This is a genomic window from Ruegeria sp. CG11, assembly GCF_056537245.1.
Genome location: NZ_JBQFRE010000002.1, coordinates 496,491 through 522,383, shown reverse-complemented (window position 1 = coordinate 522,383; position 25,893 = coordinate 496,491). Strand labels below are relative to the sequence as shown.

At 52.6% G+C, this 25,893-nt stretch carries 24 protein-coding genes and 1 tRNA gene; 18 read left to right on the top strand and 7 right to left on the bottom strand.

From position 1 onward, the window contains the following. Nucleotides 1-127 precede the first annotated feature (127 nt). The 3 genes from ACR0KW_RS08780 (at nucleotide 128) to ACR0KW_RS08770 (ending at nucleotide 1,643) form a co-directional block, all read left to right on the top strand. Nucleotides 128-805, top strand: coding sequence for a hypothetical protein (locus tag ACR0KW_RS08780; protein WP_480804633.1), 678 nt, complete (start codon nucleotides 128-130; stop codon nucleotides 803-805). 163 nt (nucleotides 806-968) lie between these two features. After that, on the top strand, nucleotides 969-1,370 hold the full coding sequence (locus tag ACR0KW_RS08775) for a hypothetical protein (protein WP_480804632.1): 402 nt from the start codon (nucleotides 969-971) through the stop codon (nucleotides 1,368-1,370). Nucleotides 1,371-1,403: 33 nt separating this feature from the next. Beyond that, entirely contained in the window at nucleotides 1,404-1,643 is a 240-nt protein-coding gene (locus ACR0KW_RS08770; RefSeq protein ID WP_480804631.1) for a hypothetical protein, read from the top strand. Between the two features lie 129 nt (nucleotides 1,644-1,772). Here ACR0KW_RS08770 and ACR0KW_RS08765 read toward each other — a convergent pair whose 3' ends face one another. Next, nucleotides 1,773-2,450 carry a M48 family metalloprotease gene (locus ACR0KW_RS08765; protein ID WP_480804727.1) on the bottom strand — a complete coding sequence of 226 codons (678 nt, stop codon included), beginning with the start codon at nucleotides 2,448-2,450 and terminating at the stop codon, nucleotides 1,773-1,775. Between the two features lie 709 nt (nucleotides 2,451-3,159). On the opposite strand from ACR0KW_RS08765, the gene ACR0KW_RS08760 reads away from it, so the two are divergent. Next, a complete protein-coding gene (locus tag ACR0KW_RS08760) occupies nucleotides 3,160-4,635 on the top strand; it encodes a tetratricopeptide repeat protein (protein WP_480804630.1) in 1,476 nt (491 codons plus the stop codon). 112 nt (nucleotides 4,636-4,747) lie between these two features. On the opposite strand, the gene ACR0KW_RS08755 is transcribed toward ACR0KW_RS08760, so the two are convergent. Continuing rightward, nucleotides 4,748-5,617 (bottom strand): hypothetical protein, encoded by an 870-nt coding sequence (locus tag ACR0KW_RS08755; RefSeq protein WP_480804629.1) that lies wholly within the window; start codon nucleotides 5,615-5,617, stop codon nucleotides 4,748-4,750. Between the two features lie 33 nt (nucleotides 5,618-5,650). Between ACR0KW_RS08755 and ACR0KW_RS08750 the strand changes: the two genes are divergently transcribed. From ACR0KW_RS08750 to ACR0KW_RS08715, 8 genes are all read left to right on the top strand, one after another. After that, the gene (locus tag ACR0KW_RS08750) at nucleotides 5,651-6,394 is read left to right on the top strand and encodes a DUF6502 family protein (protein ID WP_480804628.1); all 744 of its coding nucleotides are present in this window, start codon (nucleotides 5,651-5,653) and stop codon (nucleotides 6,392-6,394) included. A 682-nt stretch (nucleotides 6,395-7,076) separates the two neighbouring features. Further along, entirely contained in the window at nucleotides 7,077-7,724 is a 648-nt protein-coding gene (locus ACR0KW_RS08745; RefSeq protein ID WP_480804627.1) for a glycine-rich domain-containing protein, read from the top strand. Nucleotides 7,725-9,130: 1,406 nt separating this feature from the next. Beyond that, on the top strand, nucleotides 9,131-10,567 hold the full coding sequence (locus ACR0KW_RS08740) for a hypothetical protein (RefSeq protein WP_480623921.1): 1,437 nt from the start codon (nucleotides 9,131-9,133) through the stop codon (nucleotides 10,565-10,567). Further along, a complete protein-coding gene (locus ACR0KW_RS08735; RefSeq protein ID WP_480623922.1) occupies nucleotides 10,564-11,328 on the top strand; it encodes an OmpA family protein in 765 nt (254 codons plus the stop codon). The genes ACR0KW_RS08740 and ACR0KW_RS08735 overlap by 4 nt, the downstream gene beginning before the upstream one ends. Then, nucleotides 11,325-12,218: a hypothetical protein gene (locus ACR0KW_RS08730; RefSeq protein WP_480623923.1), complete on the top strand. Its 894-nt coding sequence runs from the start codon at nucleotides 11,325-11,327 to the stop codon at nucleotides 12,216-12,218. The genes ACR0KW_RS08735 and ACR0KW_RS08730 overlap by 4 nt, the downstream gene beginning before the upstream one ends. Before the next feature lie 327 nt (nucleotides 12,219-12,545). Next, on the top strand, nucleotides 12,546-12,938 hold the full coding sequence (locus ACR0KW_RS08725; RefSeq protein WP_480804626.1) for a thermonuclease family protein: 393 nt from the start codon (nucleotides 12,546-12,548) through the stop codon (nucleotides 12,936-12,938). Nucleotides 12,939-13,058: 120 nt separating this feature from the next. After that, nucleotides 13,059-13,883 (top strand): HNH endonuclease, encoded by an 825-nt coding sequence (locus ACR0KW_RS08720; protein ID WP_480623925.1) that lies wholly within the window; start codon nucleotides 13,059-13,061, stop codon nucleotides 13,881-13,883. Between the two features lie 136 nt (nucleotides 13,884-14,019). Further along, entirely contained in the window at nucleotides 14,020-15,423 is a 1,404-nt protein-coding gene (locus tag ACR0KW_RS08715; RefSeq protein ID WP_480623926.1) for a hypothetical protein, read from the top strand. A 249-nt stretch (nucleotides 15,424-15,672) separates the two neighbouring features. Here ACR0KW_RS08715 and ACR0KW_RS08710 read toward each other — a convergent pair whose 3' ends face one another. Beyond that, on the bottom strand, nucleotides 15,673-16,233 hold the full coding sequence (locus ACR0KW_RS08710) for a recombinase family protein (protein WP_480804625.1): 561 nt from the start codon (nucleotides 16,231-16,233) through the stop codon (nucleotides 15,673-15,675). A gap of 219 nt (nucleotides 16,234-16,452) precedes the next feature. Between ACR0KW_RS08710 and ACR0KW_RS08705 the strand changes: the two genes are divergently transcribed. Beyond that, the gene (locus ACR0KW_RS08705; protein ID WP_480804624.1) at nucleotides 16,453-17,211 is read left to right on the top strand and encodes a hypothetical protein; all 759 of its coding nucleotides are present in this window, start codon (nucleotides 16,453-16,455) and stop codon (nucleotides 17,209-17,211) included. Between the two features lie 303 nt (nucleotides 17,212-17,514). Then, nucleotides 17,515-18,957 (top strand): hypothetical protein, encoded by a 1,443-nt coding sequence (locus ACR0KW_RS08700; RefSeq protein ID WP_480804623.1) that lies wholly within the window; start codon nucleotides 17,515-17,517, stop codon nucleotides 18,955-18,957. Between the two features lie 47 nt (nucleotides 18,958-19,004). Here ACR0KW_RS08700 and ACR0KW_RS08695 read toward each other — a convergent pair whose 3' ends face one another. The 3 genes from ACR0KW_RS08695 to ACR0KW_RS08685 form a co-directional block, all read right to left on the bottom strand. Continuing rightward, a complete protein-coding gene (locus tag ACR0KW_RS08695) occupies nucleotides 19,005-20,435 on the bottom strand; it encodes a site-specific integrase (RefSeq protein WP_480804622.1) in 1,431 nt (476 codons plus the stop codon). Nucleotides 20,436-20,717: 282 nt separating this feature from the next. Next, nucleotides 20,718-20,793: transfer RNA gene (locus ACR0KW_RS08690), tRNA-Ala, on the bottom strand. Nucleotides 20,794-20,937: 144 nt separating this feature from the next. Next, entirely contained in the window at nucleotides 20,938-21,264 is a 327-nt protein-coding gene (locus ACR0KW_RS08685) for a TIGR02300 family protein (protein WP_480804621.1), read from the bottom strand. Nucleotides 21,265-21,364: 100 nt separating this feature from the next. Between ACR0KW_RS08685 and ACR0KW_RS08680 the strand changes: the two genes are divergently transcribed. The 3 genes from ACR0KW_RS08680 to ACR0KW_RS08670 all read left to right on the top strand — a co-directional run bounded on the left by ACR0KW_RS08680 (nucleotide 21,365) and on the right by ACR0KW_RS08670 (nucleotide 23,978). Next, nucleotides 21,365-22,060 carry a M48 family metallopeptidase gene (locus tag ACR0KW_RS08680; protein WP_480804620.1) on the top strand — a complete coding sequence of 232 codons (696 nt, stop codon included), beginning with the start codon at nucleotides 21,365-21,367 and terminating at the stop codon, nucleotides 22,058-22,060. A gap of 31 nt (nucleotides 22,061-22,091) precedes the next feature. Beyond that, on the top strand, nucleotides 22,092-22,739 hold the full coding sequence (locus ACR0KW_RS08675) for a GntR family transcriptional regulator (RefSeq protein ID WP_480804619.1): 648 nt from the start codon (nucleotides 22,092-22,094) through the stop codon (nucleotides 22,737-22,739). A gap of 111 nt (nucleotides 22,740-22,850) precedes the next feature. After that, nucleotides 22,851-23,978 (top strand): lytic murein transglycosylase, encoded by a 1,128-nt coding sequence (locus ACR0KW_RS08670; protein ID WP_480804618.1) that lies wholly within the window; start codon nucleotides 22,851-22,853, stop codon nucleotides 23,976-23,978. Here ACR0KW_RS08670 and ACR0KW_RS08665 read toward each other — a convergent pair. After that, nucleotides 23,975-24,937, bottom strand: coding sequence for an acetyl-CoA carboxylase carboxyltransferase subunit alpha (locus ACR0KW_RS08665; protein WP_480804617.1), 963 nt, complete (start codon nucleotides 24,935-24,937; stop codon nucleotides 23,975-23,977). The two genes, ACR0KW_RS08670 and ACR0KW_RS08665, sit on opposite strands and share 4 nt — an antisense overlap. 121 nt (nucleotides 24,938-25,058) lie before the next feature. On the opposite strand from ACR0KW_RS08665, the gene ACR0KW_RS08660 reads away from it, so the two are divergent. Beyond that, a complete protein-coding gene (locus ACR0KW_RS08660) occupies nucleotides 25,059-25,892 on the top strand; it encodes an AraC family transcriptional regulator (protein ID WP_480804616.1) in 834 nt (277 codons plus the stop codon). The last annotated feature ends 1 nt before the right edge of the window (nucleotide 25,893 follow it).

Below are 25,893 nucleotides of genomic sequence, written 5' to 3'. Positions count from 1 at the left end.
TTCTGCAATCAGAAAGTGATCGACTTTTCCGCAGCGGTGCTTAGAGTTGCTGGCGAGTAGGTAGGCTGAACATGCTGGCATCGGCGCGATTACGCAAGTGAACAGTCTTTTCAGAGAGGTGTAGAAAGTGAATTCCGGCCCCTTTGGCCAATTTGAATGCGACTATCCGCCAAGAAATCGTATTGAAGCAATCAACATCGAGATTGACAAGATTTCCAAGTCAATCGGGAACAAGATAAATGGATGGGAGAGCATCCTGCCGGGCATGTCTGCATGCTTAGAGGCATTTGCTGAACTGCCAACGAGCAATGGCTATCAAGTCCTTGGATGGTTGCGCCTTACCGCGACTTTCAGACGCAAAGCGATAGACGGAGATGGCACGGCCCGTGAAGCACTTTCTGCTCTTTATTTCCTCAACCAATCCCGGAAGTCTTGGCATGAAGAAGAAAGACTGCGCGAGTTGAACTGGGTTCAGGATCGAGCACTTGATCAGCTGGGAATGAATTTCGAAGGCGGGTGGATATACAGCGCCATCACAAAAGAAGAAATGCACTCCATCCAGCAGACTGTGTTCAGAACTGCTGAGAATGACACGCGATGTGCCAGGGAAATCGCCAACAAGGCATCCACGCAAGTCGAGACTATTCGAGGCCTGAAGATCATCACGGATATCACCGATTTTGATCAGAAGTTGGAAGCATTGATCGAAGCGGCCGGGGGAGAAGGTGTGGGGTCCGGCTTTGCTCGGGCTGCGCTCGTTTATCTCGCGGAAACTGATGACGTCATAGGGCCGAGCGTAAACTGATAGAGAGACAGGTCTTTCAGTTCTCTGGTTCGCTTCGTAGCTCTCGCCATGCTCGGTGCCTCAACACTTGCGGCAAGAGGACTGCACACTCCAATTCCATTGAAGAGGAAAAATATTCCCCTCCCAGAAATCAGAGCTTCAGATTGTGTGACGAACATCAGCTGTGTCATCTACGATCCGCGATGAAGCACCTATCGTCTGGAATACCCTGGATCTGAAGTCTGCGCGTGAACTCCACATGTCGAATGTTGCGCAGCAAGGGCAAACAGCTGCTCTACATGTGTTGTGTCAATTTCCAACTGAATTGATGAAAGCCGACGAGCAAGGGCAATACAAAATGCTCATCCAAGCCGTTCGATTTGTGAACGAGTTCCATGGCGGTCGGGCTGTCTTTGCGGCCCGAATGGACAGAGATGAAGCTGGCAAACATGTCGTCGATGTTTTTGCGATGCCAGCATATGAGCGCACCTACAAAGATGGACGAACCGCAATGCGCGCAAGTGTCTCGAAGTTTTCGAAAGCAGAAGCGAAACGGCGCTTTGGTAGTGATGACAGGCGTTCCTAGGGGAGTGCTCTTCAAGACGCCTGGTTCGAGTATTTGCGTGATGAACTGGGACTCGATGTGCAACGCCCGGAACGCAAGAAATCAACTGCGAAAGATCGGGTGGAACAGGAAGTCTATGCCCTCATCCAAGATCGTAAGAAAATTGCTGCTAACGCGCAGAAAGCCGCGCGTCTTGTAAAAGGCGCGGAGCTTCTGGCAGCTATTGGCGTGGATAAAACCCATGTTTTTATCCGTTGTGCGCCTTCCCTATCTCCTTGTTCGAATTGGAATTAGCTGCCGGTGAGCCGGTGATCGCAGAGCTGCAGTGCGGCCCGTCGGGCCGGTCATTCGTTACAGTCGCGGAATCAAGGATTGCTCGAACTTTAGCTTTGCAGCTTTGAGAAGACCTGCATTTCAAGTTAATCAACTACCGATCTGGGCCATTGTAGCTTGAACCGCAAAGTATCTTTGAGCGTTAGGAGGATGCGTCCCCAGAAAGCGATCACCAGGGTCGGGAACTCGTGCGAAGTAGAGCGCACCTTTGAGGGGATCGTATCCCGCTTTGTAAGCTATCACCGTGCCTAGCCGATCAGCTTCCAGCTCAAAGTCCTTTGAATAGCTGCGCCCACCAACAAAGGCTCCAAGATCTTGCGCTGCGGCAATGTCATTCGTTCCAGTTCCGGCAATTGTTGCCAGACCAGCAAAAATGATTGCACCAGCGGCCGCGTTTTGAGCACGGCGCGCCAAATGCCCTTGAATATGGTGAGCGGCTTCATGCGCCATAACAAATGCAAGTTCATCGGTATTGTTCACATTTCGCGCCAGCGCTTGGGTCATTGTAATCACCGGGCGTCCCGACTTACTTAAACTCTGATAGGCGTTTGAGGGTGCTTTTTTGTTTGGATCAATGCGGATCAAAAAATCGCAATTCACGCCCTGAGTGCGGCGGCGACATTCTCGCTCTGCCGCGGGCTCAACTCGAGAGGCTACTTGACGAAACCTTACTTGTGCCTGCTGGGAATTGACCGGGGTGCTTACGTGATCTGGTTTTGGGATGGGTGCCGAGGGAGGAGGCGCGGTTGACACGCATCCCGCCAGCATCAAAATAACTAATACCAATACAGTTCGCTTCATAAACACACCTTTCTAACGAATTAGAGCACCGAAACAGAGTCTGCAATCTTCGATACACCAACATCCAACTCCGAGATTAGGGCCTGTGTGAATTGATATTCAATAACAGAGGGGATTGTCTGTAGAGGCACCCCGATTCAGCTGCCGCCAAAATGGAAAGCACCGCAAATGGCCTTGAAACGAACGGGCAAATTGATCCGCGAACCTGTCATCTGCGACTTGAGCCGCGTTGAACGACGCATCAACCGCCGCTATTCCCGCTGCCCCACGGCTTGAAACCTGTCTGCCTCGCGACGAAGGGAATGCTGCGAGTGCCTACGGTAGACTCGTAGGTTGAGCCCAGACCCGCCACACAGTGTTCAGGGCATGCTGCATTTTCATTCGGCAGTTCACAGCCCTTTGCTGACATGCGAAGGGAGCGCGATGCTATGGGTGTTGCACATGCGAGATCCGCCAACCATTTCACCGATGGCGCCGTTCATATAGGCACGAGCACTTTTTCTGATGCCGTATATTTTTTGTCCGTTTCGTATGAGAGGGCTCTGATCCCGCTGTAAGCAGTGGCCCCTAGGGGAGTCCAGACAGCGTTCAGGACACGCTGGCCGTATTCGTGTAGAATACGGGCAAGCCAGGCTCTCACTAAATTTCGTTTCAGGCACAATATTGGAGAAAAGGAATGCAACATTTGCACCGCAAAACCCGCGCCATTCTTGTCGCCTTTCTCGGTACGGCGTGTTTGGTCGCACCCGGACCCACAGTTGCAATGGGACCGGGTTTTCAAACAAGCTGCACTCAAGAAGCCAATCAGGCTTTCAACGATGGGCTGAGCCTCTTGCATAACATGATGTATGTTCAAGCAGAGGCGGCCTTCAATCAGGCGGCTGAAGCCGATCCCTCCTGCATCATGGCACAATGGGGCATCGCCATGGCGAACTTCCATCCGCTGTGGCCCGGCACGCCGAGCGAGGCTGAAACAAAAAGGGGGACGGCAGCAGTCGAAAAGCTTGCCTCCATGACAACCGACAGCGCGCTTGAGGAAGCTCTTGTCGCAGCTGCCGCCGCATTCTATGCACCCGGCCAAGATGGTTATCGCGCTCAGATCAGCGCCTGGGCCGAAGCGCAGATTGCTGCGGCCGAAGAAAACCCCGAAAATATTGATGCCGCCGCGTTTGCTGCGCTGGCGCGTTTGGCGACCGCACCGCGCGGGCCAGCCCGGATCGAGGTCAATGCCCAAGTGGGAGACACGCTGGATGCACTGCATCAGTTACAGCCAGAACATCCCGGTATCATTCACTACGCAATCCATGCCTTTGACAATCCCCCTCTAAAAGAGCGTGGACGGCCTTACGCTGAAATTTATGACAAAACGGCCCCGAACGCGCCACATGCGTTACACATGCCGGCGCATATCTTTACACGCACGGGGGACTGGGAAAAGTCGATTGATCTCAACCGCCGCTCTGCCAGGGCGGCGCTCGAACAGTCCGGTGATACCATCCAGATCCATTATGCCCATGCCATAGACTACATGGTCTACGGTCATTTGCAGCTTGGCGAGTATGACGAGGCGGCCCGGCTTGTTGATGAGATCAATGCGATAGACAATCATCAGGTCAGTTTTGTCACCGCCTATGCGTTGGCAGCCGCGCCGGTAAGGCTATTGCTTGAACGAGACATGTGGGCAGAGGCCGCAGCGTTGTCACCCGACTTGCACCCCGCCATTCCCTGGGAGGAATTTCCGCAAACCTTTGTCATGCTCTGGTTTGCAAAAGGGCTAGGGGCCGCGCGAAGTGGCGACGTTGCCGCCGCTCAGACTGCTGTTGCGGAGCTCAAGGCCCTTCATGACGCGATGAAGGAGCGTGGACAGGATTATTGGGCAAAGCTGACTGAAGGACAGATTCTAACCGTTGAAGCTTGGATTGCACTGGCGGAAGGCGATGAGGAACTAGCCCTTACCCAACAAAGTGCGGCTGCCGATCTTGAAGACGAGATCGGTAAAAGCCCGGTGACGCCCGGCCACGTGCTGCCGGCTCGCGAACTCCTGGGTGATATGCTTGCGCAAGTGGGTCGAAAAGATGAGGCGGCCGACGCGTATCGCGCTACTTTGCTTCTTTCTCCGAACCGCGCACGAAGCGCAGCCGCACTCGAATAGAGCTTGGTCAATATGTGGTAAGCGACCAATGTGAAATAGCCGACACTAGTCGAACGTCGCGCCGGAAGGTATGCGTGGTGCAATCGCTTTTCCGCCACTGTAAGCAAGTCGTTTACAGAAAACTCGTTTGTCGCGTGTGATGGAGATTGCAACGACTGCAGACCTTCATTCTTGCAAAGCTGCCAACAACCTTCTGGGGCCGGCTGAACGCCTGTAAATTAATGAAAGACGCGCTCGTCTTTTTGGCTGTTTCTGTGCAGCGAGCGCTGCAAAGTTCGGCGGCTCTGGCCTGCCGCAGAATGGAACTCAGGTCTTTCAGCAGCCATTCCATTTCGTTGCCCATGCTGCCTGTGGTATCGATGACAAAAGCCAAATCCAGAAAATCGGGCTGCCACGTCTGGTTCCCGGGAACTTTTACTGTTTGTCGGGTTCCATTGTTTTGGAGGACTTGGGTGACAGGAACATCTGATCCACCCGTGAAGGCCCGTATTTCAACTTCAGGAACCCGTCCTGCACCCAACGCCGCGGGGAATACGCTGACGGCGCCATCCACACCTGGAATTCCGTCATAGAAGGGTTTAGCGGAACCTGGTCTTCTGAGTGTGAAGCGAACACCTGGGGCTGGTTTGTTATCCTCTCCCACAAAAGTTGCCAGAACCGGCGTGGACAAATCCGCGCGAGGAAGCCCCAACGCATTGGATGCTTCTGATTGCAGCGGGACAAACGTTTCCAGGTTAAGCGAGTCATCTATGTCGCCTGCCGTTAACACGCCTGCACTCGGAGCTAACCTAACGGGTTGCGATGCTGGCAAAGGTCCTGAGACCGCCATCGATTCCTCAACGACAACCGGGGCTATCACGACAGGTTCTTCCAGATTCCCGGTGGCGGCTATATCCGTGCAGCCTGAAAAAACCAAGCTGATCATTGCGGTGCCAAAGATGTCGCCGACAGATTTTGCCTTGCTTGATTTGAAGTTTGTCATCAGCAGTTCTTCAAAAATGTGCATATAGCACATATGACTGGATTGCTGGATACCCTCTTCGCTCCGTTCGCGCGTCTGATGGTTGCGCGCGGTGTATTGTTCCCTGAGCTGATGGAGCGCCTAAAGACGCATTATATTACCGCTGCGATTGAACAGTCCGAAGGGAAGGCAACAGACAGCCGCATCTCGGTTCTGACCGGCCTGCAAAGGCGAGACATTGCGCGTCTAAAATCGGAACCGCCCGTACAAACGCGTTCCAACCATTTGGCCACACTGATAGAGCGGTGGCGAACAGACCCGGATTACCTGGCGCAGGATATCCCCAAAAACGGTGAGAAACCTTCGTTTGAATCTCTCGCTCGTGATATTCGAAAGGATGTTCACCCCCAGACAATGCTCGATACATTGCTCAATGCGGGAACAGTGGAATCTATGGACAATGATGTGCTGCGGTTGCGCCAAACGTCTTACCAACCGCTTGCAGGATCCGAGGATCAACTGGCCTATCTGACACGCAACCTTGGGGATCACATGTCCGCCGCAACAGATAATGTTATGGGCGAGACGCCCCCTCATTTTGAGCGTGCAGTTCATTATGGTGGCCTGACCTTGGAACAGGTGCTGGACTTGGAAGAAGAACACAAACGTGCGCAGATGGCGGTGTTTGAATCGCTCGCTGACAAAGCAGCTGGCATGAAAACAAAAAAGAAAACCGATGCAGAACACAGGTTCCGCGCTGGAGCCTACTTCTATCGTCAAAGGGTCAAGACCGAATGAAAACCGCCAGAAACTGCCTTTTCTTGCTCGTTCTGATGGCCTGTTCAGGAACTGGAAATCTGGAAGAACCTGTTGTTGAGGCTCCTGTCGTCGTAGAGGAGGCAATCGACAACAGTGAGCAGGAATGTCCATCCGTGGACCCCGGAACAGATGACGGGATAGGCGGCACAGGGTGCAGTTTCGACTAATTGGTGCGGAACATTCCAGGATCTTCAACGTCCTGATCCAAATAACCGAACCCAGCGGTTCTCACAGAGGTAATACTTCCACTGGGGAGAAAGAGGTCTCCGAGGCAGCCAACAAATTGCATGCCTAGAGTTGGCGCTTTGTCGCCTTTTGTGTTAATTCGCGACTTCGCGCATTGCGCGCTTGCAGCGGATGCCCGGAATTGCTGGCTGCATCGCAGCATCTCGAAGGCCCATCGTAAGTCAAGATTGGGCCGTCTACCAAAAGTAGAAATTTCCAGCTCGAGCGCGATGATACGGCAACGTCAAGGCCCATTGGGAGCGCAAAATAGCGTCTAGTCTTCGAGGCGATGTTGCTTAGCGCATGAGCGAGGCCTGTTTTGCTGCGAATTCGCCTCCGGCCTTCGTGCCGAAAGCAGATTCCTGAAGGTGTCACATACCTGTCATATTTGTGCGCTAGTCAAAAATTGAAAAAAGAGAAAACATAGGAGGCTCCGATGACCTCTCTCAATACTCAGCTATGGGAGCTGATTAAGACGCACAAAATGCCTGATGATGCCGCGGGCACGTCGTTCAATGAACAGCTGATGACCGAAAACCGCATCTCTCGCGATACCGCCAATGTAGCGATCGCCGAATATCAAAAGTTCATGTATCTTTGTGCTACGCGACCAGAGCGCAACGTTCCCTCGAAGGCGGTCGATTTGGTGTGGCATTTGCATATGCAGCACAGCCGCGACTATTGGGATGTCTTTTGCAAGAAGCTGGGCAAACCCGTGCACCACAATCCCGGCGGTCAGAGCCCGCAGCATCTGGATGACTACAAAGCCACGGTCAAAGCCTATTCGGACCTGTTTGGAACACCCCCAAAAGGGATTTGGAAGCAAAAAGACAGGCTTGGAACTTTCGTGTTGCTGATCTTCTTGCTGGTGTTTATTTACGTCGGTGGCAGTTCCATCGTCCAAAGTGACAATCTATTATTTGGAGCGCTTTGGCTGAGCGTACCGCTTTTCTGTTTTGCGACCACTCTCAATGACCTGACCTCCAAAAGTGAGCTGACGCTGATTTTTGAAAGTGGCGACCCATTTGCCGACGAAGATGCAGGTGATTGTGGTTCGGTCGACGGTGGTGGTTGCGGCGATTGAGCCGCCAGTCGTTCATTCTGATTACGGCTGCTCTGGGCCGTATCACGGTCATAGAACGGCAATTTTCTCCTTGATCGGTTTGACCCAAAATCGCGATCCTATCCGCGCGGTCGCAAATCAATGCACAGCGCGTCTAACGCAAGATCGACAAAAAATCTCGAATTTCAAAACTGCAACAAACCGTTTCAGGCCAGTCGATACTGCCGGACGGAATGTATGCAGAGATGGATCGCGTACTGGGTGCGAAATGTCGCGTCAGCCAGCAATGGAAGAACTACGGAGAATTTTCCAGTTAGGTTTTGGTGGAGCCTAGGGGAAACGCCGCCGAACGCCTAATACACTGATAGTAAACACTATTGTAGTGTGTTGGTTAATAGTGTGTCTCACCTTAGTGTCACACTGATTAGTACGCAATCCTCAGCACCCAATTGACTATGACCTAATCGCAGGACCGCTTTACTGTCCTGTTTACATTCGGCACGGTACTCATTGATAGATGTGTTGGTATGGAGCAATGCGCATGAAACGGACTGCGACTGCCTTTGGGTTGATGCTTGCTACAACATCACTAGCAAGTGCGGATGAGGGTAAATACCAAACCCTAATGTTGTCCGGTATCTTATTGGTTCAAACCAATACGGAAACTGGTCAAATGCGAATGTGTCGGGTGGACCCTAAGTTAGTGGTCTCTGCAGAACCAGTGGAGTTGTCTGCACCTGAGTGTGGGCAATGGAGTTCACCGGATAAGGAGGAGCAATAGTAGTGGAGACAATTGTTGCTATTGTGGCAAGCGCCCTTGCACTGGCTTTTGTGGTTTGGCTCTGGATAATCGTGCCTATGAATATGGCGCAGAACCGAAACCGGTCTGGTCTGATCTGGGTGCTCATCTCTATCGTAGGGTCACCGTTGTTAGCAATTCTTCTTTTGTATGCTTTGGGTGATGCACCATCTGCATAAGAGGCCCAGCATTCAAAACATACTGTTCGCTAATGGTGTGTAGTGTGAGAGTTAGGCAGTGGTGATGCCGTCTAGAGAGTAAACTGCATCCAGTTTGCGCAATCCAGATTTTGTTTGGCTGAAATTATTATAACTTTGGCAAGAATTCGAAAGGCGGCAGCCTGACGAATTACTAAGTCCTCATTGGATTTCAAACCTTTAGGTGTCAAAGCAATGTAGATCGGAAAGGCCCCAAGTCGAAGTCAAGGCAGGGGTCCTGATCACTACGCTTTGTTCATAGCAGTGAGGGTGTCGTAGTGCTCGTGGATGGTTCAAATTCTGACATTCGCAAGAGTTGATCTCGCTCAAGGTTTGCAACTCAAGGCCACCATAGAAAGTGGCTGATCTTTTGGGTGCCCCGGACGGACAGTTTCTCGTCCGATAAAAAAATAGGAAGTTTGGGAATAGAAATGGATGAAATTTTTCGCATCTACTCTTCGATAGTTGGAGATGAGATTGCCTACTTGTTTTCCGCAGCAATTGTTGTTTGGCTCGGAGCGGCGATACTTGTTTTGTTTGTGCCTGGCCTGAACAAGAGCCGGTTCGGTGGCAGTCTTGTTGCTATTACACCAAACAGCTTAGCTACGTTAGGTGTTTTGGGAACTTTCACGGGTATTCTCATCGGTCTCCTCGATTTTGACGTGCAGAGTATCGATGAAAGCGTTCCTAGCCTATTGGCTGGTCTCAAGATTGCGTTCACAACGAGTATTGTTGGCATTGCTGCGTCGATCTTGTTCAGGTTAGTCCGAACAGTTGCACCTTCAAAAGCGGAAACCGCTGACGCAACACCGGAAGACATATTCTCAGTTCTGCAAGAAATCCGAGACGACGGCCGTAAGAGTGCCGATGCCTCACGAGAGCAGATGCAACAACTTCGTAGTGCCATTTCCTCAGATGGTGACAGCAGCCTCTTGACGCAGGTCCAAAAGCTGAGAACCACGCTTCATGATGGACAGACTGAGCTCATCAAAGAGTTCCGTGAGTTTTCCGAGCACATGGTTGAAAATAACCAAAAAGCCATTGTCCAGGCGCTCGAAGAGGTAATTCGGGATTTCAATCAAAACCTTACTGAGCAGTTTGGTGAGAACTTTAAGGAACTCAACTCTGCGGTTGCTTCCATGGTTGAGTGGCAAAACAAGTATCGGGAACACGTGGACAATCTTCAAGATCGTCTGGAGGCGGCAGTAAAGTCGATCGAAGCTACTCAACTAGCACTGTCCAAAGTAGAGCAGCATTCAGCCAGTATCCCGCAAGCAATTGAAAAACTAGAGCCTGCGCTAACGGGCATAAATACGCAATCAGAAGTTTTGCAAGTGAACTTAGATGCAGTTTCTCAGCTTAGAGATAAAGCCATCGAAGCGTTCCCGATAATTGAGGCAAATCTGGAAAAGATAACCTCGGATCTTGGTGCCAGCGTCAGTGATGCTGTCGGGAAGTCTCAGGCTGCGCTTGCAGAAAGCCAGAGTAGCTTTGATAAAATTTCAAGTGGGTATGGCACCCTCCTCACGAGTGCGGAGGAGGCGCAAGGGGCAATCTCCAAGGGTGTCAGTGACGCAATGACCCAAATGAACGAAAGGGCATCGCAAGAGTTCAATCGACATGGGGAACTTATTGAGGCTGCTGCGGGGGAGGCCCAAAAGGCCATTCAAGAGGCATGGACGTCCAGCTCCGAGAAGATCAATCAACAGTTCGCGGATTTTGATCAACAGATGCAGCAAGAACTGCAGAGGTCGTTGGAGTTACTCGGCAGTAATCTCGCTTCGCTGTCCGAGAAGTTCGTTTCTGACTATTCGCCATTGACTGAGCAACTTCGCACGCTGGTCAACTCAAGTAGAGTTAACGCATGAACGAATTTTTCGGGACGTCTAAAAAAGACGATGAAGGCGACTGGCTTTCTGTGTCAGACTTGATGGCAGGTCTGATGGTGATTTTCCTTTTCATTGCCGTTGTTTTCATTCGGCCGCTTCAAGAGCAAAACAACGAACTAGAGTTGCAAAAAGAGCAACTAGAGGAGCAAAAAAGGCAACTTGAGAAACAAAAACAGAGTATCGCTCAGATTGCGTTAACATGGCAGGAAACTGAAACCAAAATTTTTGATAAACTTGTCGAAGAATTTGAGACCGACTTACCGCTATGGAATGCCGAGATTGAGAAAGAAACACTTCTCATTCGGTTCAACGCACCGGAAGTTTTGTTCTCCGAAGGCCAATCAAATATCCGAGCGAAGTTTAGAGAGATCCTTTCCGACTTTTTCCCACGCTATGTTGAGGTTCTCTCAGAGTTTAGGCCAGCGATCGAAGAGATTAGGATTGAGGGTCACACATCGTCTGAGTGGAATAGTGCGTCGCCTGAACAAGCCTACTACAACAACATGGCTCTGTCGCAAGCACGAACCAGAGAAGTTCTTAGCTTTGCTCTAACGCTACCAAACGTGGCCGAGGAACGAGATTGGTTGCAGTCTTTGCTAACAGCCAATGGTCTTTCTTCAAGTCGACTAGTGCTGGACGAATTCGGCTCGGAAGATCCAAGTCTTTCACGCCGCGTCGAATTTAGGGTCCGAACTAAGGCTCGCTCACAAATTGTTAAAATACTCGAGGAAGTGCAATGAAGCTCGACTTGGACTTCACAGAGTTAGTTCGCCTTCGCTCCGCAATGGGAGCGGGCCATTCTTCTTGGACGCCCAAAACTGGCCCGCTCGATCCCCGAGAAGAGATCAGAATTCAACTCCAGTCTGGGATTGAAATCACGCTTGATGACGTGACAAGTGGTCCTGGTGGTTTGCTTTCTTATAAAGGCGAGCAGGTCATCCTTTACATTAAGGACACTCGAGCCGAACGCTATACACTAGAACATGAGCCTGAGAAATCGCGCCGTTTTCATGTTGCAGAATGTGAAACGCTGGACACCATGCGGCAAGCAGGGCGTTTCGAGCGATATGTGGTAACTAATCGAATGGATGGGCTTTTTCTTGTGGATTGGCTCGAGAAAGATACTGGTGAACGCGGCGAGACGGAGGCAGCCCTCAAAGTTTGTAAGAACTGCTTAAAAGCCATCAATTGGCGTGGGTATGAACAACCGCACAACAGGCTCGAGCTGGAGATTGGTGGATCCCAAACCAAGACTGAAATTTGGAGAGAGTTTCAGATTAGCCAGTTCCTTCTAGAATTTTCGACTTTCTTTCACGACAAGCCTTCGCGAAGGGATACGACTGCTGAACCCAATGTTTATGTCAACGACTGGGCGGCGATCTCTAAGAGAACTAGGCGTGGGAAAAATTGGACTTGTGAGGCGTGCGGTGTGAACCTCAGGTCGGCGCCCCATCTACTGCACTGCCATCACAAGAATGGCGTCGTAACCGATAACACTTTGGAAAATCTCGAAGTTCTATGTGCAATCGATCATGCGAAACAGCCAGGCCACGGGCACATGAAAGTTCCGACAAGGGATAAGAACAAAATAGTAGGACTACGTCTCGAGCAAAGTCTCCAAGCTGGCTGAACAAGGAGCTAGGTCACCCCACTCTTAATCGTAAAAGGCGATGCAACCGACGATTGCGTTGCATGCACTTTGAAATATATCGTTAGAAGGTTCGATACTATGGAAGTTTTGTTACTGCTAATTGTCGTTGTGGTGGCTGTACTACTCATTGCGCGTAGCAAACGACAGCCTGACAAAAGTACTAAGCCTACACGACAGGACACTTCGGACTTGAAGCCGAGGTTGGGTACGTCGCCTTCCCAGAACACAAGTCGGCCATCACGTTTCGATGCAGGCAGTGTAGTACCGAAGCCCACCGCCGCAGTATTGGAGGGCGCTGCCTACGTTGTGGACGGCGACACTATAAAGCTACAGAAAAAGCAAGTGCGCTTGTTTGGCGTTGATGCGCCGGAGATTAACCACCCTTACGGCAAGAAGGCCAAGTGGGCTTTGGTATCCCTATGTAAGGGGCAGAAAGTCAGAGCAGAGGTCACTGCTGAGGATGACCACGGTCGTACCGTGGCAAAGTGCTATCTGGAAGATGGCCGCGACTTGTCTGCAGAAATGGTCAAGCTCGGAATGGCGATAGATTGGCCAAAGTTCTCAGATGGTAAGTACCGCGCTCTTGAGCAGCCTGATGCAAGAAAGAAATTGTGGCTAGCTGACGCGCGGCAGAAGGGGCATATGAAGCTTTGGGAGCAATTCGAAGCCAGACAAGCGTCCCGCAAAGTAGCAAAATAGGCTGTAACAAAGAAGATAGATTGGCACTCATGAGTTGTCGAACGGCAGGAGCTTCAATCCTCATAATTTTTCTAGCGATTGTTGTGTCCACAGAATGGCTGACTAGAAGGAGCGGTACCAATGGAGTTTATTGAAGGCGTTGAGTACTCCCGGCGCGAAGACATTCACGCCGTATTCGGGGGGCAAATGCAGGGTGGGATATCTACCCCTAAGGATCATCCCTACGTCTTCATCTTCACCGGGAAAAGTGGTGAACAACATGGCTATTTGGACGGTTGGCGAGACGAAGGAGTGTTCTTGTACACTGGAGAAGGACAAACTGGAGACATGGAGTTTCTGCGTGGTAACGCTGCCATCAGAGATCATGACAAACTAGGAAAAGAACTTCTTTTATTTGAAGCCCTCGGTAAATCCAAACCAGTTCGGTTCTTGGGGCGATTTGCGTGTCAGTCTTGGGATATCCTGAGCGGACTGGATACAAATGAAAAGTTGCGTGATTGCATCCAGTTTCATCTCATAAAACTCGATAGCGATGTTGAGCCGTTTCCGGAATTAGCAAGCGCGCCATCAGAAACTAGCGCAATAGAGCGGTTGCGAGAAAAAGCTATTGCAGCAGCCGTGCCCACCCAGACAAAACAGTGGAAAAACGCTCGTTCAGCCTACAGATCAAGAAGTAAGGCTGTTCGCGACTATATTCTCGCACGAGCCGGAGGCCTTTGTGAACTTACTGGTAAGCCGGCGCCGTTCCGCACTAAGTCAGGGGAACCGTACCTCGAAGTTCATCACACACGCCGACTGTCAGATGATGGACCGGACGATCCACGTTACGTCGCCGCGATTTGTCCAAATATACACCGAGAAATTCACTATGGGCAAAAAGGCAATGAATTGAACCAACAGCTTGTAGAGAAGCTTAAAACTATCGAGCCGCATGACCCCAATTGACGGCATAGACTACTTGTTTTCTGGCATTTTGCTGTTTGTTGAGTTGGCATTTATTTTTGGTCATTGATGATTTGTGCCACCGGCGCTAGCAACACAGCTTTCCCATAGTCTTCTCATCTGAAGAGGAATAACTTGTTTGGAATACAACGACGTGCCTAGCAGGCCAATAAATCTTTGGCGTGCACCTAAAGATAAGTTCGCACCTGCTATTTTTGACAGGTTAGACCATATTCAAGCAGAAATTGAGCAATGGGAAAATCGGCGTAAAAGGGATGCGGCAAGCGGCGCTAGGTTCCGCAGTTGTTTGAGGGCCATATGCTTAGATTTGTTCGATGCCTATGTTGCAGATGCGGACATGCAAGTGGGCGTTGCAAAGGACAACAATGCTCTTAACCGGAAGAACCCTGGCCAGCCGGATTTCGTATCACCGCGCCCTTTCCTCGACGCGTACAAGGGTCTAGTCGCAGCAGGATATGTGGATGAGCTAAGTGTTGGTAATGAAGCGAGTGGTCGGCGAACGAGGGTTAGAGGCACAAAGCAGCTTGTAGAGAAACTGGGTATGGTTGGGCTTAGACCCGAGCATCTTATCGACACATCGGACCCAATCATCCTACGAATTAAGAGCAACGGAACAAAGAAACGTTTCGCCTTTTCTGATACAGATCAGATAGTCCGATGGCGCGATAATGTAGATAAAATCAACAATCATCTCGAAGGCTATAGGCTCACTCTGGACCTGACGCAAAAACAAACCAACGGCATGGAGATGGACCGGCTAAGTGACGCCGTGCAGGAGGCTAAGGTCGAACGTGAACACGTTCGATATCAGCGCATAAACACAACACGTACCCGGCTGTGCCGCATCTTCAACAGCCCACAGTGGGACGAAGGTGGTAGGTTCTATGGCGGATGGTGGCAGAGCGTGCCAAGGCTTTGGCGTCAACACATCAAGATAAACGGTAAGCTAACGTGTGAGTACGATTTCTCTTCAATTCATTTGCGGCTTCTATACAAATCCATTGGGGCCGAGATACCAAAGGATACCGATCCCTACAGCAAGCCGTTCGGAGACCGCCATCGCAAGGTTGTAAAGCGAGCATTCAATGTCCTGCTAAACGCAAGCCGCAGACCTGCACCCCACACCGTACCAGAATTTAACGAGGAAGAGTTGGGCATGCCCTGGAATTGCTTCCTCAATGGCATCCTGAAGCATCATGGCGTCTTAGAAGAGTATTTTATGACGGGGGCAGGCGTCTATTTGCAACGCGTTGACGCAGACATTGCTGAAGCGATCATGCTTAGATTTGTTGAAATGCGGCAACCGTGCCTGCCAATCCATGACAGCTTTATAACATACAAGACACTTGAGGACGAACTTCCCGAAATAATGGAGAGAGTTGCAGTCGACCTAGGTGCCGGAGAAATCCCTGCCCAGAAGGCTTATTCTGGCACTTATACTGGGCCAACTGGACTGGTTACGGCAGACGTTGGAGAGGTGCTTGCTGAGATTGTTGAAGAGCAATCACAATATTCTACCTAAATCGGCGTGTACTGATCTAGAATTTGGCAGGTTTGGCTTCACCAAATAGGTAGATGAACTGGTATCTAACCCTCTCCGAGGGAATGCATCCTCCCCCATTACCCAGAACACTTATACAAATCTCTGTCCAGTTCTTCGCTCATATGAGGGAGGGTTAAGCAAAGAAGATCGATGAAGCAGCGCGGGCGTGCTTCTGTTCAGGTTTAGCTTGGCACATTTCCAGCCCGCCAAAAACTGGGTTAGCAGCGGTTAGCTTTGGCCTGCATTGAGTATCCGGTACACCGAAGCGCGGCTGATATCGAGTTTTTGGGCGATCTTGGTGGCTCCAACGCCTTCACGAGCCAGCGCAATGACCTCGTTTGACTTTGCCAATGCAGTTGGCTTGCGTCCTTTGTACTTTCCGGCAGCTTTAGCCTTGGCAATTCCTTCACGCTGACGTTCCAACATAATTTCACGCTCAAACTCGGCTACGCTTCCCAATAGGTTCAACATTAGCTTGCCCTGGGCAGTGGAAGTGTCGAGACTTAAACCCAAGATCGTTAGGTGCGCCCCAACGACGTCAAGCTGGCTGCGTATTTCCATCAGATGGGCCATAGAGCGTGCCAGCCGGTCCAGTTTGGTGACTACCAGGTGATCACCCTCTCGTATGAAGTTCAGCGCCTCAGTGAGCTTCTCACGCGCTCTCACATCCACTGAGGAGACCTGTTCGTTGAATACCTTCTCGCACCCGGCCCTTTCCAGTTCTTGTAGTTGAGCATCAAGCCCAGCCGTTTGATCCAAAGTGGAAGTCCTAGCATAGCCAACAAGCATGATCTGCTCCGTCTCTCAAAGTTTTAGATGCTGTGATACATACTGTCTCAAAAGCCGAAGTCAACATATGTGAGACACAATTCGCGTTTGCGCCGGTTGTGTCGCTGGGGCAGGGTCTATTGGGACGGGATGTGCTGCGGCAATTCTGCCGGTTGCAATTCTGATCAGAAATTCCGGAGAGTGAAACCTGTACGGTAACCGCGTTTGTGGGATGCGCCAGTGTCAAATAATCGGGACGTGGATGAGGCGGACGGTAGTTTGCCAACAATGTCATTATTGCAACTTCGTAGGCTGCATGGACGCCTTCTCGAGCTTGCAGAAAAGACCAGTAATGCGGCGCAAATCGGGTTTGACAGTGACGTATTCGATATCCACGAATACGGCCAACTTTCAGAGCAAGAAGGCCCGATGGCGGTTATAATGATCTCAGTTATTGAAGAGTTGGTCAGGAATATAGAAAACCAACTTCCTCAATATTTTTCTGAAGAAGTATTGGGAGCACCATTAAGAACATCGCCGATCAATTCAAAGGGCAAGTGGTGTCTAGGGTACGTCGACCTAAGTGAAAGCTTTCACCCGATTTTGAGAGGGTTCCTTGAAGAACGTCGAACAATTGTGGTGGCACCCAACCTATCACCGCAGATAGTAATATTCTTCAAATCAATCTCTGGGTGCCGTGATTTGCTTCATAGAGAGCAACATGGCCATGTTGGCTACCACTACCACTACTGCAACAGCAAGAAACAACGGTCGGACACTGTTTTAACCTTTGCCACAGGGCATCAAGGTAGTCGCACAACGCTTCTAATGTGGGAGAGGCACGGCAAAGGAAAGAGCAAGTTTAACGCGCGCCCAGAGCGATGGAGGACACCTAAGCGACAGTCTATCTTTAACGCTTGCTTTCCTGACCTAGAGAAAACACCACTCAGCGCGTACAGGGAGCCCAGTGCCGCCGCGCTCCCGGTTTGGCCACTTTGAAACTTACTCAGGACATCTGTTGCTAGTTGGAACTCAATCATTGTGAGTATTAGTCAGTTAAACTGGGAAAAAACGCAGTAGCAACTGGTTGCGATGCTCAGGTTTCGCCGCGGATATCACCGCATATGGTTTGTTGCATTAGACCCCATGGGGGAGAATTTGGGTCAGGAGACAATAGATAGGGGCACAAAAAAATTTGTTTCACAAAATACTGAGGTCTGAGGCAATACGAGCGCAAAATATGGTTTCGCCTCTCAGATAATTTGAGTACTACTGCCGTATAGATTGAATAGAGAAGAGTTTATGCGCGTATCGGAATACTTCAAGCTTGGGCGAACCCAACCAACTCTAAGTTTTGTTGATGTCCATGTTTTTAACGACACTCGATTGTTTGTCAGCCCAAGGGCAGTAAAACTCCTTAATACCGAATGGGGCGACGAATGTGTTTCACTGGTACAAGATTTCTTTGGCGAAGTTCTTAGTGCGATCCGTTCCGATGAACACGAGGTTGCGATCGGATTGTTGGAACGACTTAAAGAGCCTAATGAAACGCATTTAGGTCTATCGCAGGGAAAATCGAAGGGTAGGGCTCTAGGTACAGGTTCTGCACGCGAAGTTTGGAAGTCACTGTCCGAAAGCGAGGCCGCAAAATCCGGGTTACTGACCGACCTAGAAGATACTGTACTTATGATTGATGGCATCTCTGTGGATGTTGTGTCTGACATAATGACGAACATTATTAGAGGGCCACTTATAGCCTACACCCAGGAAGCTTGTGACCTCTATGACATTCCACTGACCCAAGGGGTGGCGTCGGGTCCAATGTGGAACCCGCACGTCAAGGAATGGACAGAGCAATATGTGGATTTGCCGCTTGTAGATGGCGAGAAGTTGCTGTTGGTTCCTAAGGACATAGTTCGTTTGGACATGGACTATGACGTGGACCGATATTATCGGCACTTCATACTCGAAGAGTTCAAGCAGAAAGAGATATCGTCAAATTCTGACCTGGTCCGAATAATCAAAAGCGGAAAAAACAAAGGCAATCTACAAGTCTATATCAAAGACCTCAAAGAAAAGTACGGAACTGGCAAATCTGCAGTTGTTCGACACACACTCGACAATCCACATTTCCTTCAGCGTTATAAGTCGCAGATGGAGGAGCCCAGTCCACCACTTACTCACCGTGCTATTGCTGATGTGGAAGGCACAGAGCGGCCTGATTGGGACACACTGCTGAGTGCCGTAACCAATCTCCCAGTCGGTGCCAACGATGCTTACAGCTATGAGGACCGAGTGGAGGCCCTATTGTCTGCTTTGTTCTACCCTGCGCTGTCGAACCCTAAGGCGCAGCATTCAATACACGAGGGTCGAAAACGCATCGACATTAGTTATAGCAACACAGCCGATACGGGATTTTTTCGCTGGTTGTCCCAACACTATTCGTCTGCCAACATTTTTTTTGAGTTCAAGAACTACGGGAGGGAATTAGACAACCCTGCCCTAGATCAGATTGCTGGGCGTTTTTCACCAAGCAGGGGTCAGGTTGGTATCATCGTTTGCAGAGAATTGGCGGATCCAGAGCGTTTCGCAAAGAGATGTCGCGACACAGCAAATGATCATAGAGGTTATATAATGGCGCTCCAAGATAGTGATCTGGAAGCGCTCGTAAAAAGCGTAAAAAGTGACTTAAACTTTCTCGAACTTAAACTACTACGCGACAAATTCGACTACATCATTTCATAGCATCGTTTGTTTTTTGCGGCGCAAGTTTGGTTTGAGGCTTCTGCGTTTTAACTCTGTTGGGTATTCACAGAAAAGCGTTCCACTGCTTCTTTGGTCTGCTTGGGTGTATAGCCTTCCTTCATATAAACCTGTTGGGTAACCCCTTGGCGCTCATGCCCCACAATGAACTGTATCCGTTCTATTGGTACGTCCGCTTGTCCTAGCCTAGTCGCAAAGGTGTGACGAAGACCGTGAAATACATGAGCGTCAGACTTGATGCCGAGACTAGTTGTGAATGTTCGGTTAAACCACTTACTAAGCTTGTCTCCGAAGCCATGTTTGGGGCTGTAAGTATAGTCTGGGAATAGCCTGTTGTGCTCTGCTGATCGACGCTTGTTAACGTACTCCAATAGGCCGAGCTCAATTAGCTTCGAATGTATAGGGACGCTGCGGTGCGCAGCATCACTCTTCAGCCGTTTTTTGTCCTCGCCGTCCTCGGTGATGTCAAACAGCCATATGCCATCTTCTTGCCTAATGTCGCTCAACTCTAGTTGGCACACCTCGTTCAGCCGCGCACCGCTGAACATTGCGATAAGTGTTGCCCATCGGTGGCTCTCTTTCCTGTAAAACTTGCTTTCCGGTTCAGTTAGCGCCTTGTAGGCTTTGCTTAACGCATCTTGCGTGTAAGCTTTTCTTTCTTTGGCTTGCCCGCCTTTTTTCCCAATAGTTAGCCCTTGAAACAATGCCTCTGTAGCGTAGCCATGTGCCTCTGCCCACGCCCAAAAGTTCTTGTAAGTACTCAGGTAGCTGTTCACCGTAGCATTGCTGATCCTAGGAATGTCTTTGACGTCTATGGCCTCACGCAGTGTCAGCCCTTGTGTCGCAGCAGCTTTCGACCTGTTGGCTGGCAATGACAGAATGGCGTTCTTGAGTTCTGCCGCTTGCTGTTTGCCGATTTGGTTCATACCGCAATCTGCACCAAACCACTCAACTGCAATCGCCAATCCAGCCCGGCGTTTCTGAACTGTTCCGGGTGTCCAGTTCGCGATCTTTGCTTGCTCGGTGAAATAGGCTTCTACAGCTTGAGAAAGCGTGGGGCCGTTGTGCTGAGGTGGCGGCGCTGTATCGCTTGCCTCAGTGGTTACCACTTGGGCTAAGAAATCGTATTTCTCAAAGGTTTTGTCGTGTTCCAGCAGGGCCTTGGTTAGTGCCAATTGAGCTTTCTTGATTTCACCTAAGATCAAAAAGGCGTCTTCTTGTGTCTTCGGTTGCCTGACCCCGGTGCCGTTGCATAACTTATCTAGTTCTGAGCGGGCATAGTCTCTACCAAGCATGTCCCAATAGTCTTCATTATCCGCCTCATGAAGACGGATGGTGTCAGCGATGCGTTCTTTTTCTAGTTCGGTATAGGGGCCGAGTTCATCCCTACGTGCCTTTGCCTTCTTTAGTACTTCTGTGAAGTGCTCATGCACCTTTGTGCGTAGTTCGCCGTAGTTCATGCCCGAATGTTCTATGTGCTTTGTTATTGTGTCGCCGCACACTGCAAGACGCCGTGCCAGAGTACCAGCCTCTTTGGGGCATCTTGTACGCAATGACACTCGAAGGGTCCTACGTGCGGTGCTTGGTCTAGTGTGGGGTTTTGGTCTTGTATCGGGCAGTGGCCAACGGAAGTAGTAGATGCCATGTCGGGACAGTGAAAGATACGCATGCAGCTTCATTTTGTGTCACACCTGTGTGTCACACCGCTCTAATGCTTGCTATCTAGTTGTATTGTTAGGTTTTGGTGGAGCCTAGGGGAGTCGAACCCCTGACCTCTTGCATGCCATGCAAGCGCTCTCCCAACTGAGCTAAGGCCCCTTCCAAGTACTGCCGAAGCAGTGGACGGACGTTTATGAGACGGTGGCTGTGAGTGCAAGTCCAAAAAATTGGAAAATGCCAAAAAGTTTCCGTTCCGCGTCCGGGGGTGGGCATGAGGCGGCGAGAGGCCGCCCCTGACCGGTCTTAGTTTTCGTCTTCCGACGACATGTCGGTGATATCGTCCAGCGAGACGTTATCGTTGTCATCATCATCGTCGTCCAGCAGATCATCGTCCAGATCGACATCAACATTGTCGTCATCGTCCAGAACCAGATCCTCATCCGAAGCGTCTTTACGCGCTTTGGCCGAGGCGGCATCTTCCGCATCTGCGGCGATCATCCGGCTTTTGCCGGTCTCAAGCTCCACGATCTCGCCAGTGTAGGGGCTGATGATCGGGTCCTTGTTCAGGTCGTAAAACCGCTTGCCGGTTGTCGGGCAAACGCGCTTTACGCCCCATTCTTCCTTGGGCATGTCAAATCCCCTTGATATCAGGTGAGTCGTAATAATGATTCAGGTCACGTGCCACATGCAGCGGGCACTGTCAAAGCCTTTGAGCAGGAGAAACAGGCATATGGGAGATCACGCACTGCCCGGGACGCCGCCGGTGCCGCTGACGTTGCGCAAATCGGCGCGGGCGCGGCGGATCAGCCTGCGGATTTCCCAACTGGATGGGCGGGTTACGCTGACCTACCCGCAGGGTGTGCCCGAGACCGAGGCGCTGAGTTTTGCCCGCACCAAGGAAGAGTGGATACGTCAGCACTTGCAGGATCGCCCCGATCCGGCCGTTGTGCAGTTCGGTCAGACCATCCCCATCGAAGGCGTAGAGCGGCGAATCGTTCCTGCGAAAGGCCGTCGGGTTCTGTTGCAGGGCGATGAGATTGCCGTGCCCACTGGGGCCGAGGCGCGGCGTCTGGCGCGGTTTCTCAAGGAACTGGCGCGGGACCGTCTGACCGGGACCTGTGACGATTACGCGGCGATGCTGGGTCGGTCTTATTCCAGCCTGACCATCCGCGACACCCGGTCCCGCTGGGGGTCGTGCAGCTCGGCCGGAGGGCTGATGTTCTCCTGGCGGCTGATCCTCGCCCCGTCCGAGATTCTGCACTACGTCGCGGCGCATGAGGTGGCGCATCTGGCCGAGATGAACCACTCGCCCGCCTTCTGGGCGCAGGTCGAACGGATTTTCGGTGATTACAGTGACCAGAGGCTCTGGTTGCGCGACAACGGGGCGCAGCTTCACCAGTACAGATTTGATGCCGCAGTGAGTTGACCTCAGGCCTGTTTGTGATCACAAATTGGGAATGTTGACCACACGCCCTTCCGACTCTCACGGCGCGACACATGACCGGGTGTATCGCACGCTGCGCTCTCGAATCATGCATGGTGAGATGGCACCGGGGCAGGCGTTGACCCTGCGCGGGATCGGCAAGGAGTTCGGTGTCTCGATGACCCCCGCGCGCGAGGCCGTGCGTAGGTTGGCGGCCGAAGGGGCGTTATTTTTATCCACCTCAGGCCGCGTTTCGACGCCCGAGCTCAGCAATGACCGGATCGAGGAACTGGCGGCCCTGCGGGCATTGCTTGAGGTCGAGCTGGCCAGCCGCGCCCTGCCACGGGCGCATATGGCGCTGATCGATCGGTTGCAGAGCATCAACATGAACGTGGCCGAGATGGTCACCAAGCGCGATGCCGTCGGCTATATTCGCACCAATCTGGAGTTTCACCGCACGCTTTACCTGCGGGCGCAGGCCCCGGCGATGCTGGCGATTGCGGAAACAGTCTGGCTGCAGTTGGGTCCAACCATGCGCGCGCTCTATGGCAGGTTACGGCGGACCGATCCTCCGCATAACCACAAGCTGATTATCGCGGCGCTGCAGGCCGGGGACGAGCCGGGATTGCGACTGGCGGTCCGATCGGATGTGACACAGGGTTTGCGGTTGCTGGTCAGCTAAGCGGCTTGTTGCCGAAGGCCTGAAATTACCCCTGATCGGCTTTGTCGTTGTGGCTTGAAGATTGGGTCTGGGTTACTCTGGTCCAAATCACAACAAGAGCAGATTTCAATCATGATCGATCGACGGATATTTTCACTGGGCCTCGGGTCGGCCCTGTTGACCGCCTGTTCCACCGGCGCCCCCACCAACACGCCTGCCTCGCGGATGCGCCCGGTACCCAATGCCGGGTGGGACGCTTGGGTTGCAGGCTTCAAGGGCCGGGCAGCGGCGCAGGGGATTTCGCAAACCACCCTCAACCTTGCCTTTCAGGGGGCAGGCTATCTGCCCGAAGTGATCGAGCGCGACCGCAATCAGGTCGAATTCAAGCGCTCGCTTGAGGATTACTTGGCGATTGCGGCTTCGGACGAGCGGATCGCCACCGGCAAGCAGATGCTGGTACGCCACGCAGGCACCCTGTCGCAGATCGAAGCGAAATACGGCGTCGACAAAGAGGTGGTCGTGGCCGTCTGGGGCTTGGAGAGCCGATACGGTGCACGACGCGGCGATGTACCGGTGATCTCGGCGGTGTCCACGCTGGCCTATGACGGACGGCGCGGTGCGTTCTTTGAAAAGCAACTGGTCGCGGCCCTGAAGATTATTCAGGAGGGTGACACCAGCCCCGCTAACATGACCGGCAGCTGGGCCGGGGCGATGGGGCATACGCAGTTCATCCCGACGTCTTATCTGGCCTATGCGGTGGATTTCACCGGTGACGGGCGGCGGGATATCTGGTCCGAAGACCCGACGGATTCGCTGGCCTCTACCGCCGCTTATCTGGCGCGCGCGGGTTGGGTACGGGGACAGCCTTGGGGGGGTGAGGCCGGTACGGTCTCGGGCACACCGGTCGCGGTGTTGCAGCCGCAAACGCCGGGGCCGCGCATCGCGGTGTTCCGCAATTTTCAGGTGATCAAGCGCTACAACAACTCGGACAGCTATGCGATTGGCGTCGGGCATCTGTCTGACCGGATCGCGGGGGGCGCACCGTTTCAGGCCTCGTTCGGGCCCGATGCGACAGGTCTGACGCTGGAGGATCGCAAGGAGCTTCAGCGCCGTCTGACCTCGGCGGGTTATGATACGCAGGGCGCGGACGGGGTGATTGGCAAGAATACCGAATCCGCGATCAGCGGCTATCAACGTGCCAATGGGTTGGCCGTCACCGGCAAACCCTCGGTCGAGTTGTTGCGGCAGTTGGGCGGTTAGGCCGCCAACCCTTTCGAGCCAATATCGAGGAATTTCTGACGGCGGTCCTGAATCAGGGCTGCCGCATCCTTGCCGTCCAGCTCTTGCAGCATGGCGGCAATTGCCGAGCGCACCGATTCAACCGTCGCTTCGCGATCCCGGTGGGCACCGCCTTTGGGTTCAGTAATGATCCGGTCGCAAACGCCCAGCTTGTGCAGGTCCTGTGCAGTCAGACGCAGCGCCTCGGCAGCTTCGCGCATCTTCTCGGCATCCTTCCACAGGATCGAGGCGCAGCCCTCGGGCGAGATCACCGAATAAACCGAATGCTCCAGCATCGCGACGCGGTTGGCAGTGGCAAAGGCCACAGCCCCGCCCGAACCACCTTCGCCGATGATCACCGATACCAGCGGCACACCGATCTTCAGGCACATCTCGGTCGAGCGCGCGATGGCCTCAGATTGACCGCGTTCCTCGGCACCCTTGCCGGGATAGGCACCCGCCGTGTCGATCAGAGTGATCACCGGCAGGCCAAAACGGCCGGCCATTTCCATCAGGCGCACAGCCTTGCGATAGCCTTCGGGGCGGGCCATGCCAAAGTTGCGTTCGATCCGCGACTTGGTGTCCGAGCCCTTTTCGTGGCCGATCACCATCACCGGCTGATCGTTGAACCGGGCCAGGCCGCCAATGACGGCCAGATCGTCGGCAAAGTTCCGGTCCCCGGCCAGCGGGGTGAATTCGGTGAACAGGGCGTCAACGTAATCGTTGCAATGCGGGCGCTCCGGGTGGCGGGCCACCTGGCATTTCCGCCAGGGGGTCAGGTCGCCATAGAGTTCCTCCAGCAGCTTGGCGGCTTTGGCGTCCAGCGCTGCGGCTTCTTCGGCCACGTCCATCTCTTCGTTGGCGCGGGCCAGCGCGCGCAGTTCCTCGGCCTTGCCTTCGATTTCGGCCAGGGGTTTTTCGAAATCCAGATACTGGGTCATGACGCCTCTCAACGCGGAAGTTCATTGCTATATGACCTGTGGTTGCCCCGGATGCAACTCAGCAAGATTTGTGGATGCGGAATATGCAACCACGGATGGGCAAAGAGAAGGAAGGACACCAATGCCGACCAGCTATGAAAACCGCATTCTGCGCGTGCTGGACTATATCCACGACCACCCCGCCGGGGATCTGTCGCTGGATGCGCTGGCCGACGTGGCCGCGATGTCCCGGTTTCATTGGCATCGGGTGTTTCGCGCCCTGACCGGTGAAACCTGCGCGCAGGCGGTGCGTCGTATCCGTCTGCATCGTGCGGCCGTCGCGTTGGTTCAATCCGACGAGCCGGTGGCGCGAATTGCGTCGGACGTTGGCTATCCCAACCTGAATTCTTTTGCGCGGGCCTTTTCCGAGGCCTACGGCAGCAGCCCTGCCGCATTTCGCAAGGCCGGGCAGTTTCTGCCCGCCCATCCACGATTCAGAACCGGAGAGTATCCAATGTATCCAGTAACCACCCGAACCGAACCCGCCCGCCGCGTTATCGGCCTGCCGCATAAAGGTGCCTATGCTGAGATCGGCAAGAGCTTTGAGGCCTTCGGGGCCTTGTGCGAATCCCGTCAGCTGTGGCCGCAGGTCGGGCCGGTGATTGGCATCTATCTCGACAGCCCAGACGCGGTGCCCGTCGAGGAACTGCGCAGCTATGCGGGGGCTGAATTCTGCGGTGACGAAACACCCGAAGGCATGGAGGCCGTGCAAATTCCCGGGGGCAAAACGGCCGTTCTGACCTTCAAGGGCCCGTATTCGGGGCTTGGGGCTGCCTATCACAGCCTGTTCGGCAACTGGTTGCCGGAATCGGGTGAGGAACCGGCGGATCAGCCCTGTTACGAAATCTACCTGAACGACCCCCGCGATACCGCGCCCGAGGAGTTACTGACGGAAATCTGCCTGCCGCTGAAGTAAC

Bases quoted from the DNA above. Each gene is read 5' to 3' on its own strand.
- ACR0KW_RS08765 (WP_480804727.1), bottom strand. From the start codon at position 2,450: ATGCTGGCGGGATGCGTGTCAACCGCGCCTCCTCCCTCGGCACCCATC.
- ACR0KW_RS08760 (WP_480804630.1), top strand. From the start codon at position 3,160: ATGCAACATTTGCACCGCAAAACCCGCGCCATTCTTGTCGCCTTTCTC.
- ACR0KW_RS08755 (WP_480804629.1), bottom strand. From the start codon at position 5,617: ATGACAAACTTCAAATCAAGCAAGGCAAAATCTGTCGGCGACATCTTT.
- ACR0KW_RS08750 (WP_480804628.1), top strand. From the start codon at position 5,651: ATGACTGGATTGCTGGATACCCTCTTCGCTCCGTTCGCGCGTCTGATG.
- ACR0KW_RS08745 (WP_480804627.1), top strand. From the start codon at position 7,077: ATGACCTCTCTCAATACTCAGCTATGGGAGCTGATTAAGACGCACAAA.
- ACR0KW_RS08740 (WP_480623921.1), top strand. From the start codon at position 9,131: ATGGATGAAATTTTTCGCATCTACTCTTCGATAGTTGGAGATGAGATT.
- ACR0KW_RS08735 (WP_480623922.1), top strand. From the start codon at position 10,564: ATGAACGAATTTTTCGGGACGTCTAAAAAAGACGATGAAGGCGACTGG.
- ACR0KW_RS08730 (WP_480623923.1), top strand. From the start codon at position 11,325: ATGAAGCTCGACTTGGACTTCACAGAGTTAGTTCGCCTTCGCTCCGCA.
- ACR0KW_RS08720 (WP_480623925.1), top strand. From the start codon at position 13,059: ATGGAGTTTATTGAAGGCGTTGAGTACTCCCGGCGCGAAGACATTCAC.
- ACR0KW_RS08710 (WP_480804625.1), bottom strand. From the start codon at position 16,233: ATGCTTGTTGGCTATGCTAGGACTTCCACTTTGGATCAAACGGCTGGG.
- ACR0KW_RS08700 (WP_480804623.1), top strand. From the start codon at position 17,515: ATGCGCGTATCGGAATACTTCAAGCTTGGGCGAACCCAACCAACTCTA.
- ACR0KW_RS08695 (WP_480804622.1), bottom strand. From the start codon at position 20,435: ATGAACTACGGCGAACTACGCACAAAGGTGCATGAGCACTTCACAGAA.
- ACR0KW_RS08685 (WP_480804621.1), bottom strand. From the start codon at position 21,264: ATGCCCAAGGAAGAATGGGGCGTAAAGCGCGTTTGCCCGACAACCGGC.
- ACR0KW_RS08680 (WP_480804620.1), top strand. From the start codon at position 21,365: ATGGGAGATCACGCACTGCCCGGGACGCCGCCGGTGCCGCTGACGTTG.
- ACR0KW_RS08675 (WP_480804619.1), top strand. From the start codon at position 22,092: ATGTTGACCACACGCCCTTCCGACTCTCACGGCGCGACACATGACCGG.
- ACR0KW_RS08670 (WP_480804618.1), top strand. From the start codon at position 22,851: ATGATCGATCGACGGATATTTTCACTGGGCCTCGGGTCGGCCCTGTTG.
- ACR0KW_RS08665 (WP_480804617.1), bottom strand. From the start codon at position 24,937: ATGACCCAGTATCTGGATTTCGAAAAACCCCTGGCCGAAATCGAAGGC.
- ACR0KW_RS08660 (WP_480804616.1), top strand. From the start codon at position 25,059: ATGCCGACCAGCTATGAAAACCGCATTCTGCGCGTGCTGGACTATATC.